Source organism: Bordetella petrii (assembly GCF_000067205.1).
Taxonomy (GTDB): Bacteria; Pseudomonadota; Gammaproteobacteria; order Burkholderiales; family Burkholderiaceae_B; genus Bordetella_A; species Bordetella_A petrii.
Window position 1 is genome coordinate 1734581 of the sequence record NC_010170.1, and the last position, 14814, is coordinate 1749394.

11 protein-coding genes are annotated in these 14814 nt (G+C 64.8%); 9 read left to right on the forward strand and 2 right to left on the reverse strand.

The features are described from left to right. Nucleotide 1: 1 nt before the first annotated feature. From nuoH to BPET_RS08610, 9 genes are all read left to right on the forward strand, one after another. Nucleotides 2–1075: an NADH-quinone oxidoreductase subunit NuoH gene (gene nuoH / locus BPET_RS08570; RefSeq protein WP_012248607.1), complete on the forward strand. Its 1074-nt coding sequence runs from the start codon at nucleotides 2–4 to the stop codon at nucleotides 1073–1075. Between the two features lie 21 nt (nucleotides 1076–1096). Then, nucleotides 1097–1585: an NADH-quinone oxidoreductase subunit NuoI gene (gene nuoI, locus BPET_RS08575; RefSeq protein ID WP_012248608.1), complete on the forward strand. Its 489-nt coding sequence runs from the start codon at nucleotides 1097–1099 to the stop codon at nucleotides 1583–1585. 20 nt (nucleotides 1586–1605) lie between these two features. Continuing rightward, nucleotides 1606–2253, forward strand: coding sequence for an NADH-quinone oxidoreductase subunit J (locus BPET_RS08580; protein WP_012248609.1), 648 nt, complete (start codon nucleotides 1606–1608; stop codon nucleotides 2251–2253). Then, nucleotides 2250–2558, forward strand: coding sequence for an NADH-quinone oxidoreductase subunit NuoK (gene nuoK, locus BPET_RS08585; RefSeq protein ID WP_012248610.1), 309 nt, complete (start codon nucleotides 2250–2252; stop codon nucleotides 2556–2558). Before BPET_RS08580 ends, nuoK begins: the two co-directional genes overlap by 4 nt. Nucleotides 2559–2575: 17 nt before the next feature. Continuing rightward, nucleotides 2576–4591: an NADH-quinone oxidoreductase subunit L gene (gene nuoL / locus BPET_RS08590; RefSeq protein WP_012248611.1), complete on the forward strand. Its 2016-nt coding sequence runs from the start codon at nucleotides 2576–2578 to the stop codon at nucleotides 4589–4591. Beyond that, a complete protein-coding gene (locus BPET_RS08595; RefSeq protein WP_012248612.1) occupies nucleotides 4588–6090 on the forward strand; it encodes an NADH-quinone oxidoreductase subunit M in 1503 nt (500 codons plus the stop codon). The genes nuoL and BPET_RS08595 overlap by 4 nt, the downstream gene beginning before the upstream one ends. Before the next feature lie 9 nt (nucleotides 6091–6099). Further along, nucleotides 6100–7584 (forward strand): NADH-quinone oxidoreductase subunit NuoN, encoded by a 1485-nt coding sequence (gene nuoN / locus BPET_RS08600; RefSeq protein ID WP_012248613.1) that lies wholly within the window; start codon nucleotides 6100–6102, stop codon nucleotides 7582–7584. 10 nt (nucleotides 7585–7594) lie between these two features. Beyond that, nucleotides 7595–7918, forward strand: coding sequence for a DUF2818 family protein (locus BPET_RS08605; protein ID WP_012248614.1), 324 nt, complete (start codon nucleotides 7595–7597; stop codon nucleotides 7916–7918). 284 nt (nucleotides 7919–8202) lie between these two features. Continuing rightward, the gene (locus BPET_RS08610) at nucleotides 8203–10431 is read left to right on the forward strand and encodes a TonB-dependent receptor (protein ID WP_012248615.1); all 2229 of its coding nucleotides are present in this window, start codon (nucleotides 8203–8205) and stop codon (nucleotides 10429–10431) included. A 15-nt stretch (nucleotides 10432–10446) separates the two neighbouring features. Here BPET_RS08610 and serB read toward each other — a convergent pair whose 3' ends face one another. Both serB and mfd read right to left on the reverse strand, forming a co-directional pair. After that, entirely contained in the window at nucleotides 10447–11304 is an 858-nt protein-coding gene (gene serB, locus BPET_RS08615; protein WP_012248616.1) for a phosphoserine phosphatase SerB, read from the reverse strand. A 35-nt stretch (nucleotides 11305–11339) separates the two neighbouring features. Next, entirely contained in the window at nucleotides 11340–14801 is a 3462-nt protein-coding gene (mfd, locus tag BPET_RS08620) for a transcription-repair coupling factor (protein ID WP_012248617.1), read from the reverse strand. Between the last annotated feature and the right edge of the window lie 13 nt (nucleotides 14802–14814).

A 14814-nucleotide genomic window follows, 5' to 3' on the forward strand; every position in this document is an offset into this window, starting at 1 on the left:
CATGGAATGGCTCGATATTCTTGAAAGCCACGGTCAGGCCCTGTTGGGTCCGACGGCCTGGCTGGTGCTCTGGACGATCGTCAAGATCGTGGTCATCGCCGTTCCCATCATCCTGTGCGTGGCCTACCTTACGTACTGGGAACGCAAGATGATCGGCTGGATGCACGTGCGCCTGGGCCCGACCCGTGTCGGTTTCCGCGGCCTGCTGCAGCCGTTCGCCGACGTGTTCAAGCTGCTGACCAAAGAAGTCGTGGTGCCCACGCAGGCCAACAAGATCCTGTTCGTGGTGGCGCCGGTGGTTACCCTGATGCCGGCGCTGGCAGCCTGGGCAGTGGTGCCGTTCGGCCCCGAAGTGGTGCTGGCCAACGTCAACGCCGGCCTGCTGTACGTCATGGCCATCACCTCCATCGGCGTCTATGGCGTCATCGTGGCGGGCTGGGCGTCTAACTCCAAGTACGCGTTCCTGGGCGCGCTGCGCGCCTCGGCTCAGATGGTCTCGTACGAGCTGGCCATCGGCTTCGTGCTGGTCACGGTGCTGCTGGTGTCGGGCAGCCTGAACATGTCCGAAATCGTGCTGGGCCAGACGCGCGGCTGGTTCGCCGAGCACGGCCTGACGTTCCTGTCCTGGAACTGGCTGCCGCTGCTGCCGCTGTTCGTCATCTACGTGATCTCGGCCGTGGCCGAAACCAACCGCCACCCGTTCGACGTGGTGGAAGGCGAATCCGAAATCGTGGCCGGCCACATGGTCGAATACTCGGGCATGGCCTTCGCGCTGTTCTTCCTGGGCGAATACGCCAACATGATCCTGCTGTCTTGCATGGCATCCATCATGTTCCTGGGCGGCTGGACTTCCCCGATCGACATCGCGCCGCTGACCTGGATTCCGGGCTGGATCTGGCTGGGCATCAAGACATTCTGCGTGGTTTCGCTGTTCGTGTGGTTCCGCGCGTCGTTCCCGCGCTACCGCTACGACCAGATCATGCGTTTGGGCTGGAAGATTTTCATCCCGCTGACCGGCGTCTGGCTGGTCGTGGTGGCGATCTGGATGCAGACGCCCTGGAACATTTGGCGTTGACGCGCCAAGCTGAGGCAGGATATGGAAGCGATCAAAGATTTCTTCGGCAGCCTGATGCTGGCCGAGTTGCTCAAAGGCATGCGCCTGACGGGCAAGTACTTCTTCAAGCGCAAGGTCACCTTGCGCTACCCGATGGAAAAGACGCCGATTTCGGCGCGCTTCCGTGGGCTGCATGCGCTGCGCCGCTACCCCAATGGGGAAGAGCGCTGCATCGCCTGCAAACTGTGCGAAGCGGTCTGCCCGGCACTGGCCATCACCATCGAGTCGGACCAGCGCGACGACGGCACCCGTCGCACCACGCGCTACGACATCGATCTCACCAAGTGCATTTTCTGCGGCTTCTGTGAGGAAAGCTGCCCCGTGGACTCGATCGTGGAAACCCACATCCACGAATACCACGGTGAAAAGCGCGGCGACCTCTACTTCACCAAAGACATGCTGCTCGCCGTGGGCGACCGCTACGAAGCCGAAATCGCCCGCCGCCGGGCCGAAGACGCGCCATACCGTTGATGACGCCCAAGGTCTGATCCATGACATTTACCACTGTCCTGTTCTACATACTGGCTGCCGTCCTGGTGATCGCCGCGTTCCGCGTCATCACCGCCCGCAGCCCCGTTACCGCCGTCTTGCACCTGATCCTGGCCTTCGCCAACGCCGCCATGCTCTGGATGCTGCTCGGCGCCGAATTCCTGGCCCTGCTGCTGGTGCTGGTGTACGTGGGCGCCGTGATGGTGCTGTTCCTGTTCGTCGTCATGATGCTCGACATACGCATCGACACCCTGCGCCACGGGCTCAAGACCTACCTGCCGCTGGGCCTGCTCATCGGCGCGGTGCTGGTGGTCGAGATGTCGTTCGTGCTGGGCGCCACCTGGTACGGCGCCGGCCCGCAGGCCTCCATGGCCGCCGACTACAACAACACCCGCGCCCTGGGCGAGGTCATGTACACCCAGTACGTGTACGCCGTGGAAGTCGGCGCCGCGCTGCTGCTGGTGGGCATGATCGCCGCCATCGCCCTGACGCTGCGCCGCCGCCGCGACGCCAAGTACAACGATCCGTCCGCCGCGGTGCGCGTGCGCGCCAAAGACCGCTTCCGCCTGGTCAGCATGCCGGCGCAGAGCGACCGCGCGCAAGGCCGCGTGACCACGCCGTCCGACGACGACCAAGGAGAAAAACAATGACGCTGACGCTGGCCCATTACCTGGTGCTGGGCGCGATCCTGTTCGCCATCGGCATCTTCGGCATCTTCCTGAACCGCCGCAACCTGATCATCCTGCTGATGTCCATCGAGCTCGTGCTGCTGGCCGTCAACATGAACTTCGTGGCGTTTTCCAGCTGGTTCGGCGACACCGCCGGCCAGGTGTTCGTGTTTTTCATCCTGACGGTGGCGGCTGCTGAAGCCGCCATCGGGCTGGCTATCCTGGTGCTGCTGTTCCGCAACCTGAACACGATCAACGTTGACGAACTCGATCGCCTGAAGGGCTGACGGGGTATTGGAAGAAAATGTCTAGCTCACCCAACCTGTACTTGCTGATCGCGCTGGCGCCGCTGGCCGGCGCGATTCTTGCCGGGCTGTTCGGCACCGGGTTCCTGGGCCGGCCGATCGGCCGGCGCGGCTCGCACGTCATCACCATCCTGGGGGTATTGATCTCCACCGTGGGGTCGATCATCGTTCTGGGCGACGTGCTCAATGGCCACACCTACGACGGCGCCGTCTACACCTGGAGCCTCATCGGCCAGACCAAGCTGGAAATCGGCTTCCTGATCGATCCGCTGTCGGCCATGATGATGGTGGTGGTCACCTCGGTATCGCTGATGGTGCACATCTACACCATCGGCTACATGGCCGACGACCCCGGCTACCAGCGCTTTTTCGCGTATATCTCGCTGTTCACCTTCTCGATGCTGATGCTGGTCATGTCCAACAACATGGTCCAGCTGTTCTTCGGCTGGGAAGCGGTGGGCCTGGTGTCGTACCTGCTGATCGGCTTCTGGTACACGCGGCCCACGGCCATTTTCGCCAACATGAAGGCGTTCCTGATCAACCGCGTGGGCGACTTCGGCTTCGTGCTGGGCATCGGCCTGCTGTTCGCCTACGCCGGCACCATGCACTATGCCGACGTGTTTGCCCAGGCCGACAAGCTTGCGGGCGAAACTCTGCCGGGCACCGACTGGATGCTCCTGACCGTTGCCTGCATCTGCCTGTTCATCGGCGCCATGGGTAAATCGGCCCAGGTGCCGCTGCATGCCTGGCTGCCCGATTCCATGGAAGGCCCCACCCCGATCTCGGCGCTGATCCACGCGGCCACCATGGTGACGGCGGGCATTTTCATGGTGGCGCGTTTCTCGCCGCTGTTCGAACTGTCCGACACCGCGCTGTCGTTCGTGATCGTCATCGGCGCCATCGGCGCGCTGTTCCTGGGCATTCTGGGCATCATCCAGAACGACATCAAGCGCGTCGTGGCGTATTCCACGCTGTCGCAGCTGGGCTACATGACCGTGGCGCTGGGCGCTTCGGCCTACTCGGTGGCCATCTTCCACCTGATGACCCACGCGTTCTTCAAGGCGCTGCTGTTCCTGGGCGCGGGCTCGGTCATCATCGGCATGCACCACGACCAGGACATCCGCAACATGGGCGGGCTGCGCAAGTACATGCCCATCACCTGGATCACCTTCCTGCTGGGCACCCTGGCCCTGGTGGGCACGCCGTTCTTCTCGGGCTTCTACTCGAAAGAGCACATCATCGAAGCCGCCGGCGCGGCCGATGTCTGGGGCGCCGGCTTTGCCTATTACGCCACCCTGATCGGCGTGTTCGTCACCTCGCTGTACTCGTTCCGCGTGTATTTCCTGGTGTTCCACGGCAAAGAGCGCTTCGACACCAGCGGCCATGGCCATGGCCATGACGACCACGCGCACGACGACCACGGCCACCATGGCGGCACGCCGCACGAGTCGCCCTGGGTGGTGACGCTGCCGCTGGTGCTGCTGGCGATCCCGTCGGTCATTATCGGCGCCCTGGTGGTTGACCCGATGCTGTTCGGCGGCTTCTTCGAAGGCGTGATCAAGGTGCTGCCGCAGCACCCCGCCATGCACGAGCTTGGCGAAGAATGGCACGGCTGGGTTGCTTTCGGCCTGCATGCCTTCCAGACGCTGCCGTTCTGGCTGGTGGTGGCGGGCGCGGTCATTTCCTGGTACTGCTACCTGGTCAATCCCAAGGTGCCGGCCGCCATCAAGTCGGGCCTGTCCGGCGTGTACAAGCTGCTCGACAACAAGTACTACGTCGACTGGATCAATGAACAGATCATCGCGCGCGGCGCGCGCTGCCTGGGCCATGGGCTGTGGCAGCGCGGCGACCGCGGCCTGATCGACGGCGTGCTGGTCAACGGCAGCGCCCGCGTGGTGGGCTGGGTGGCCGTGGTCAGTCGCCACCTGCAGTCGGGCTACATCTATCACTACGCGTTCGCGATGATCATCGGCATCATGGCGCTGATTACTTTCTTTGTGCTGATTCCCCAATGACGGCAAGCGACATGGCATCCAACACTTTTCCCTGGCTTACGCTTGCGATCTTCGTACCGATCGTATTCGGCCTGCTGGTGCTGGCCCTGGGCCGCGATGACCGTCCCGGGCTGACGCGCGGCCTGTCGCTGGTGGGCGCGCTGGCCGGATTCGTGGTCACCATCCCGCTGTACACCGGCTTCGACGCCTCGACGGCGGCCATGCAGTTCGTCGAGAAGGCATCCTGGATCGAGGCGTTCAACGTCAACTACCACCTGGGCATCGACGGCATCTCGCTGTGGTTCGTGCTGCTGACCGCCTTCATCACCATCATCGTGGTGCTGGCCGGCTGGGAAGTCATCACCAGCCGCGTGGCGCAGTACATGGCCGCCTTCCTGATCCTGTCGGGCCTGATGGTGGGCGTGTTCGCGGCGCTCGACGGCCTGTTGTTCTACGTGTTCTTCGAAGCCACGCTGATCCCGATGTACATCATCATCGGCGTGTGGGGCGGCCCCAACCGGGTCTATGCGGCGTTCAAGTTCTTCCTGTACACGCTGCTGGGCTCGCTGCTCACCCTGGTTGCGTTCATCTACCTGTGGAATGCCTCGGGCGGCTCGTTCGACATCCAGACCTGGCACCAGGTCAAGCTGGGCTATACGCCCCAGGTGCTGATCTTCGTGGCGCTGCTGGCGGCGTTCGCGGTCAAGGTGCCGATGTGGCCGGTGCACACCTGGCTGCCCGACGCGCACGTCGAGGCGCCTACCGGCGGTTCGGTGGTGCTGGCGGCCATCATGCTGAAGCTGGGCGCGTACGGCTTCCTGCGCTTCTCGCTGCCCATTGCCCCCGATGCCTCGCATAGCCTGGCGGGCCTGATGATCGCGCTGTCGCTCATCGCCGTCATCTACATCGGCCTGGTTGCGATCGTCCAGGACGACATGAAGAAGCTGGTGGCGTATTCGTCGGTGGCGCACATGGGCTTCGTCACCCTGGGTTTTTTCATCTTCAATACGGCGGGCGTCGAAGGCGCCATCGTGCAGATGATCTCGCACGGCTTCGTGTCGGGCGCCATGTTCTTCTGCATCGGGGTGCTGTACGACCGCATGCACTCGCGGCGCATCGCCGATTACGGCGGGGTCATCAACGTGATGCCGCGCTTCGTCACGTTCTTCGTGCTGTTCTCCATGGCCAACAGCGGCCTGCCGGCCACCAGCGGTTTCGTGGGCGAGTTCATGGTCATCATGGGCGCGGTCGAACACAACTTCTGGATCGGCCTGCTGGCCGCCACGGCGCTGATCCTGGGCGCCTCGTATTCGCTGTGGATGGTCAAGCGCGTCGCGTTCGGCGACATCGCCAACGACCACGTGCGCGAACTCTCCGACGTCAATCGCCGTGAATTCCTGATTTTGGGCGTGATGGCCATTGCGGTGTTGTACATGGGTATTTATCCCAAGCCCTTTACCGACGTCATGCATGCCTCGGTTCAGGCCCTGCTGCAACACGTTGCCGTCTCGAAACTGTAAGACTGAACCATGATGCAATCTCACATCGATTTCGCCCTGGCCTCACCCGAGATCCTGTTGCTGGTTTTCGGTCTGGCGATCCTGCTTATCGACGCGGTCAGCAGCCATCCCGAGCGCAAGCCGACGTTCATATTGACGCTGTTGGCGCTGGGCGTGCTGACGGTCGTTTCGCTGGTGCAATGGAACAGCGGGGCCGTGGGCCGCACCTTCAACGGCCTGTATGTCGCGGACAACCTCTCTCACCTGCTGAAGGTTGCGTCGTACATCGCCGTGGCGGTCACCCTGGTCTACGGCCGGGTCTATGCCCAGGCGCGCGACATGCTGCGCGGCGGCGAGCTCTACGTGCTGACCCTCATGGCCCTGCTGGGCCAGATGGTCATGATCTCGGCCGGCAACCTGATCAGCATCTACCTGGGCCTGGAGCTGATGTCGCTGGCTCTGTACGCCCTGATCGCGCTGCGCCGCGACGACGTGGTGGCCACCGAGGCCGCCATGAAGTACTTCGTGCTGGGCGCGCTGGCCTCGGGTTTTCTGTTGTACGGCATGTCCATGGTGTACGGCGCCACGGGGCAGCTCGACATCGCCGAGATCTCCAAGGTGGTCGCGGCGGGGCAGCAGCAAGAGCTGGCGCTGGTGTTCGGCGTGGTGTTCCTGGTTGCGGGCCTGGCGTTCAAGCTGGGCGCGGTGCCTTTCCATATGTGGGTGCCCGACGTGTACCAGGGTTCGCCCACGGCCGTTACCCTGATCCTGGGCGCGGCGCCCAAGCTGGCGGCCTTCGCCATCGCGCTGCGCCTGCTGGTCGAGGGCCTGCATGGCCTGGCGGCCGACTGGCAACCCATGCTGATGATCCTGGCGGTGCTGTCGCTGGCCATCGGCAACCTGACGGCCATTGCCCAGACCAACTTCAAGCGCATGCTCGCGTATTCCACGATCTCGCACGTGGGTTTCGTGCTGCTGGGCCTGATGTCCGGCGCGGTAGCGGGCAAGCCCGACGCCTCGGCGCAGGCCTACGGTTCGGCGCTGTTCTATATGCTGATCTACGTGCTGACCACGTTGGGCACCTTCGGCATGATCCTGTTGCTGTCGCGGCAGGGTTTCGAGTGCGAGCAGATCGACGACCTGAAGGGCTTGAACCGCCGCAGCCCCTGGCATGCGGCCATCCTGTTGCTGCTGATGTTCTCGCTGACCGGCATTCCCCCCATGGTGGGCTTCTACGCCAAGCTGGCGGTGCTGCAGGTACTGATCGATGCCGGCCATGTGGCGCTGGCGGTGATTGCGGTGCTGTTCTCGCTGATTGGCGCGTTCTACTACCTGCGCGTGGTCAAGGTGGTGTACTTCGACGAGCCGGTGGCCGAAGTCGGCGCGGTGTCCGCCTCCTGCGGCCAGCGCGGCGTGTTGTCGCTCAACGGCGCGCTGATCCTGGTGCTGGGCATCCTGCCGGGCGGCCTGATGGCCCTCTGCGTGCACGCCATCCAGACCTCGCTGGGCCTGTAGGGCAGGGGGCATGAACCAGACCCTTGCCGTCTGGCTGCTGATCGCGCTGGCCCTGGTCAGCGCCAACCTGCCGTTCCTGACCGAGCGCGTGCTGGCCGTGCTGCCCTGGAAACGGGCGGGCGCGGCCAAGCCGTTCTGGCTACGGCTGCTGGAACTGCTGGTGTACTACGGCCTGGTCATCGCCCTGGGCTTCGCCTTCGAAGCGGCGCTGGGCAACCCCTTCAAGCAGGGCTGGGAGTTCTACGCCATTACCCTGAGCTTGTATCTGGTGCTGGGGTATCCGGGGTTTGTGTACCGGTATTTGTTCAAACGCCACCCGTCATTGCGGGCCTGAAACCTGCCCCTCAAAAAAAGCGCCCGCCAGCCGGGCGCTTTTTTTTGCCCCAAAAGATCCTGCCACAACCCCCTGGATAGGGGCGGCGCCATGAGCGGCAGGCGCGCCGCGCGACGTGGCGGCCGATTTCAGTGCCTGGGTCAATCGTTGTAATTCCGGGATTTGACCCATGCGTTCAGGTAATTGTCAGGTATTGGGTCCAGAATTTAGCCCGTTCAAAAAATAAGAATCGTTGCTATTTTCATTTTGGAGAGGCTGTCTTGAAAGCACTGGAGTCGTACTCGATGAATTCGCTGGCCTCGTCGCTTGCCGCGGCGATGGTCGTTCCCGCCTTTTGCCTGGCGCCGCAGGCCGCGGCGCAGTCGAATGTGCCGCAATTGACGCCGGTGCAGGTGGAAGGGGATTCATCGCCGTACGATGTGCCGGTGTCGCAGTCGCCCAAGATGACTGCGCCGTTGCTGGATACCCCCCGCACGGTGCAGGTGGTGCCGCAGCAGGTCATCCAGGACCAGGCGGCCACTTCGCTGCAGGATGTGCTGCGCAATTCGCCCGGCATCACCATGGGCGCCGGGGAAGGCGGGCGCCCGGGCGGCGATCTGCCGATTATCCGCGGCCAGAACTCGGCAGGCAGCATTTTCGTCGACGGCGTGCGCGACACCAGCACCCAGGTCCGCGATACGTTCAACGTGGAGCAGGTGGAAATCATCAAGGGGCCCGATTCGGTGTATTCCGGGCGCGGCGGCGCGGGCGGCAGCATCAACCTGGTCACCAAGAAGCCCAAGGCGTACGACTTCGCCGAAGGCACCGTGCAGGTGGGTACCGACAACAACTATCGCGCCACGGCCGATGGCAACTGGCGCCTGGGCGACCAGGCCGCTTTCCGCCTGAACCTGATGGGCAATAAGGGCGATGTGCCGGGCCGCGACAACGCGGTGGATTTCGAGCGTTGGGGCGTGGCGCCTTCGCTGATGCTGGGCCTGGGCACGCCCACGCGCATTACGCTGAGCTTCCAGCACTACCAGGACGACAGCATGCCCGACTACTCGATTCCGTACGATCCGGAATCGGGTCAGCCCGTCACCGAAACGCGCGGCGTCAGCCGCAAGACGTTCTATGGCCTGACCGGACGCGACTTCATGAGGCAGCGCGACGACACCGGCACCCTGGACATCCAGCACGACTTTTCCGATAGCCTGCAACTGCGCAACGTGACGCGCTACAGCCGCTCGACCATGGACTACGCGGCCACCAACCCCGACGACAGCAAGGGCAACGTGGTGAACGGCCTGGTGTACCGCGGGTTGAAGTCCGGCTATTTCGCGACCAAGACCTTCACCAACCAGACCGACCTGACGGGTGAATTCCGCACAGGCAGCCTGGAACACAGCTTCGATGTGGGTTTCGAATACACCAACGTGGTGCAGGACAAGGACGGCTACAACGAACTGGGCAAGCCGGGCGCGTCCAACGACACGAATTGCTCGACTGGCGCCGTCGCCGGTTCGGCATGGTGCACCTCGCTGTGGGATGCCGACCCGCATACCTACTACCCGGGCCGCCTGGAGCGCAAGGACGATCCGGCCACCTACACCACCAACACCATGGCCGTGTACGGCTTCGATACGATCAAGTTCAACGAGCAGTGGCAGGCCAGCGTGGGATTGCGCTGGGACAACTACAAAATCAGCGGCAAGAACATCGCCCCGGGCCGCGGCGCGCCGGCCGGCTCGCCGCATTACAACGCCGAGCGCGAAGACAACCTGTTCAACTACCAGTTGGGGCTGGCCTACAAGCCGCTGCCCAACGGCACCATTTACGCCACTTACGGCACGTCATCCACGCCGTCGGCCGTGGCCGCCAACAATGTGAATGACGTGGTCACCAACGACAGCGCCGATCTCGAACCCGAAAAGAGCCGTACCGTCGAGGTGGGGACCAAGTGGCAGCTGTTCGACAACCGCCTGATGGTGTCGGCCGCGCTGTTCCAGGATATTCGCAAGAACACCAGCGTGGAGATCTCGAGCGGCGAAACGGCCCAGGTGGGCAAGGCCAAGGTGCGCGGCCTGGAGCTGGGCTTCTCGGGCAGCATCACGCCCAAATGGAACGTGTACGGCGGCTATACGTTCATGGACAGCGAGCTGGTCAAGGGCGCCTACGACAGCGGCGCGGTGGGGCAGGACCTGCCCAACACGCCCCGCAACGCTTTCAGCCTGTGGACCACCTACAAGATGCTGCCGCAGCTGACGGTGGGCGGCGGCGCGTACTACGTGGACAAGGTGTACGGCAATGCCGATGCCAGCCACAACAGCAACGGTACGCCCAAGGCGCGCTGGGTGCCTTCGTACTGGCGCTTTGATGCGATGGCGGCGTATGAATTCAACGACCACCTGACCGCGCAGCTGAACGTGCTTAACGTGTTCGACAAGACCTACTACACCAAGGCCTACGGCGCACACTACGCCGCCCTGGGCACGGGCCGCGCGGCGCTGCTGTCGTTCAACGTGAAATACTGACGCGCGGCTGGCGGATCAGCCCTCGAACCAGTTCAGCACGCCGTCCAGGCTGCTGACGTTCAGGGCGTAAGGGGTCTGCTGCCGCACGATGGGCTTGGCGCGGTAGGCAACGGCGTAGCGGGCCGCGCCCAGCATTTTCAGGTCGTTGGCGCCGTCGCCCAGCGCGATGATCTGCTCGGGCGTGGCGCCGTGAGCCTGCGCGAAGGCGCGCAGGTGGGCCAGCTTGGCATCGGCGTCGAGAATGTCGCCCAGCACTTTGCCGGTGAGTACGCCATCGCGGATTTCCAGCGTATTGGCGTGCGCGCTGTCGAGTTGCAGCCTTTCGCGCAGCCGCTCGGTGAAGAACGTGAACCCGCCGGACACTAGCAGCACCTTCAGCCCGGCGGCGCGGGCCGTGGATACCAGGCGCTCGGCGCCGGGATTCAGGCGCAGCTTGTCGGCGTAGACCTGTTCCAGCGCAGCCGCCGGCGCGCCCGCCAGCAGCGCCACGCGGCGCCGCAGGCTCTCGGCGAAATCCTTGATCTCGCCGCGCATGGCCGCCTCGGTAATTTCGGCCACTTTCGGCTTGACGCCGACCACGCCCGCGATCTCGTCGATGCACTCGATGTTGATCAGGGTGGAATCCATGTCCATCGCCAGCACCTTGCATTGCGACAGGCGCACGCCCGCCGGCACGAAGGCGGTGTCCACGCCATGCTGCTCGCCCCAGGCCGTGACCTGCGCGCGCAGGGCGTCGTCGTGTGCAACGTCGAGCAGCCGTGCGGCCGTGGCGCCGAGCTGCATGACTCCCTGGGCCTGGGCCAGCGCGGCAAGTTGTTCGGTCTGGGCGGCGCTCAGGGCGGGGGACTGGATGACGAGATGGTGCGCGGGCATGTGAGAGACGATGTGGGGCCGGGATCGGCGGAATATTACTTCAGGGAGCGCAGCACGGCACGCACCGCGTCGGCGCGGGCGGGCACCTGCGGCGCCTTGAATTCGATGCGCAGCTTGTCCTGGCCGGCCAGCCGGATGTGGCGCTGCTTCTGCACCAGCTCGATGATGCGTAGCGGGTCGACGGCGGCCTTGGGGCCGAACTGCAGCAGGGCCTGGGTTTCGCTGGCGTCGATCTTGACGATGCCCAGCGGTTGCGCGGCGAGCCTCAGCCGGTGCGTGGTGAGCAGGATCTGGGCCGCTTCGGGCAGCTTGCCGAAGCGGTCGATCAGTTCTTCCTGGATGCGGATCAGGTCGTCTTCGTTGGCGGCGTGCGCCAGGCGCTTGTAGATGCCCAGGCGGGCATGCACGTCGGCGCAGTAGTCGGCCGGCAGCAGCGCGGGCGCATGCAGGTTGACTTCGCAGGCCAGGTTGAACGGCGCGTCCATATCGGGCTCTTCGCCCGCCTTGAGCGCCCGCACGGCCTCGTTGAGCATCTCGTTGTACATCGAGAAGCCGATTTCCTGGATGTTGCCCGACTGCGATTCGCCCAGCACTTCGCCGGTGCCGCGGATTTCCAGGTCGTGCATGGCCAGGTAGAAGCCCGAGCCCAGTTCTTCCATGGCCTGGATGGCTTCCAGGCGCTTCTTGGCGTTGGACGTGATGGCGTCCTCGCCAGGCGTGAGCAGGTAGGCGTAGGCCTGATGGTGCGAACGGCCCACGCGCCCGCGCAATTGGTGCAGTTGGGCCAGGCCAAAGCGGTCGGCGCGGTGGATGACGATGGTGTTGGCGGTGGGCACGTCGATGCCCGTCTCGATGATGGTGGTGCACAGCAGCACGTTGTAGCGCTGCTGGTAGAAGCCTTTCATTACCTGCTCGAGCTCGCGCTCGGGCATCTGGCCGTGCGCCACGGCGATGCGGGCCTCGGGCACCAGTTCTTCGATGCGGGCCCGGCGGTTGTGGATGGTCTCGACTTCGTTGTGCAGGAAGTACGCCTGGCCGCCGCGCTTGAGCTCGCGCAGCAACGCTTCGCGGATGGTGCTGCCGTCTTCGCGGCGCACGAAGGTCTTGATGGCCAGCCGCTTCTGCGGCGCGGTGGCGATCACGGAAAAATCGCGTATGCCTTCCAGCGACATGCCCAGGGTGCGGGGGATGGGCGTGGCGGTGAGCGTCAGCACGTCGACCTCGGCGCGCAGCGCCTTCAGGGCTTCTTTCTGGCGTACGCCGAAACGGTGCTCTTCGTCGATGATGACCAGGCCCAGGCGCTTGAAGCGCACGTCTTTGGACAGAATTTTGTGCGTGCCGATGACGATGTCGACACGGCCGTCGTTGATGCCCTGCACGGCGTCAGCCACTTCCTTGGACGAGCGAAAGCGCGACAGCTCGACCACGCGCACCGGCCAGTCGGCGAAGCGGTCGGAGAAGGTCTGGGCATGCTGCTCGGCGAGCAGGGTGGTCGGACACAGCAGCGCCACCTGCTTGCCGTTGGCCACGGCCAGGAAGGCGGCGCGCAGCGCGACTTCGGTCTTGCCGAAGCCGACGTCGCCGCAGACCAGGCGGTCCATGGGGCGGCCCGACGTCATGTCGGCGATCACGGCCTGGATTGCGGCGCTCTGGTCGGCGGTTTCTTCGAAACCGAAGCCCTCGGCGAATGCTTCGTAGTCGTTGAGCGGCAGCTTGAAGACATAGCCCTCGCGCGCGGCCCGCTGCGCGTACAGCGCCAGCAGTTCGGCGGCCGTGTCGCGCACCTGGCGCGCGGCCTTGCGGCGCGCCTTGTCCCATTGGCCCGAGCCCAGCTGGTGCAGCGGCGCGGCTTCGGGATCGGCGCCGCTGTAGCGGGCGATGACATGTAGTTGCGAGACGGGCACGTACAGCGTGCTGCCGCTGGCGTATTCGAGATGCAGGAATTCCATCTCGCCTTCGCCCATGTCCATGTTGACCAGGCCGTGATAGCGCCCGATGCCGTGCTGCGCGTGCACGACCGGATCCCCGGCGCGCAGTTCGGACAGATCGCGCACCATGGCCTCGACGTTGCTGGCGCGCTCCTGGTCGCGCCGTCCGCGGCGGGCGGGCCCGGCATGGCCGGGGTACAGGTCATTCTCGGTCAGGAAGGTCAGGCGTGCCGAAGGGATGTTGAAGCCCGTCGACAACGGCGCGGCGGCCAGCGCGAAGGCGGCTTGCGAGCCCAGGAATGCCTGAATGGATTCGGGCTGTTCGTCGGGCGCCAGGCCGAATTCGGCCAGCATCTGCACCAGCGTTTCACGGCGGCCGGCCGAGTCGGCGCACAGCAGCACGCGCGACTCGCTGCGTGAAAGCAGCGCGCGCAGGCGGGCGACCGGGTCTTCGGCGCGCCGGCTGACGCTGACGTCGGGGGCGGCCGAGAAGTCGGGGTGCGCCGCGCCCTCGGTGAAAGCCAGGCGGGCAAACGCCTTGAAGTGCGCATGCAGGCCCTCGGCATCGAGGAACAGCGCGGCCGGCGGCAGCACGGGGCGTTCGCGGTCGCTTTTCAGGAAACCATAGCGGCTGGCGGTGTCCTGGGTGAAGCGCTGTACCGCGTCGTCGATATCGCCCAGGGTGACGGCGATGGCTTCGGCGGGCAGGTAATCGAACAGCGTGGCGGTCGCGTCGAAGAACAGCGGCAGATAGTATTCGACCCCCGCGAACGGGATGCCGTTGCCGATGTCTTTGTACGGCAGCGCGCGCGACGGATCGCCTTCGAATTCTTCGCGAAAGCGCGCGCGAAAGCGGTTGCGCGCCGCTTCGTCCATGGGAAACTCGCGCCCGGGCAGCAACTGCACTTCGCGCACCGGGTACAGGCTGCGCTGGGTGTCCACGTCGAAACTGCGGATGGACTCGATTTCGTCATCGAAGAGATCCAGCCGGTAGGGCACGGCCGAGCCCATGGGGAACAGGTCGATCAGGCCGCCGCGCAGGCAGAATTCGCCGGGCGCCGTCACCTGGGTGACGTGGGTGTAGTTGGCCAGCGTCAGTTGCGCGCGCAGCGCGGCTTCATCCAGCCGGTCTTTCTGCTTGAACGAAAACGTGTAGGCCGCCAGGAATGATGGCGGCGCCAGCCGGTATAGCGCGGTGGTTACCGGCACCAGCAGCACGTCCACGGTGCGCTGCATCAGCGCATGCAAGGTGTGCAGGCGTTGGGACACCAGGTCTTGGTGCGGCGAGAAGGCGTCGTAGGGCAGGGTTTCCCAGTCGGGCAGCTGGCGCACCCGCAGGTCGGGGGCGAACTGCGGAATTTCGTCGGCCAGGCGCTGGGCTTCGAGCGGCGCGGCAGTCAGCACGACCAGGGGGCGCGCCGCCTGGCGAGCCAGATCGGCCAGCAGCCAGGCGTCGGCCGAGCCGGGCGGGCGTGGCTGGGCGTAGCGGGCGCCGGGTTTCAGGGCGGACAGCGTGGCGGCGGTGGCGGGTACCCGCGGGGCCGCGTCGAGGAGGGAGGAATCGGACATCAGGCCGAAGATT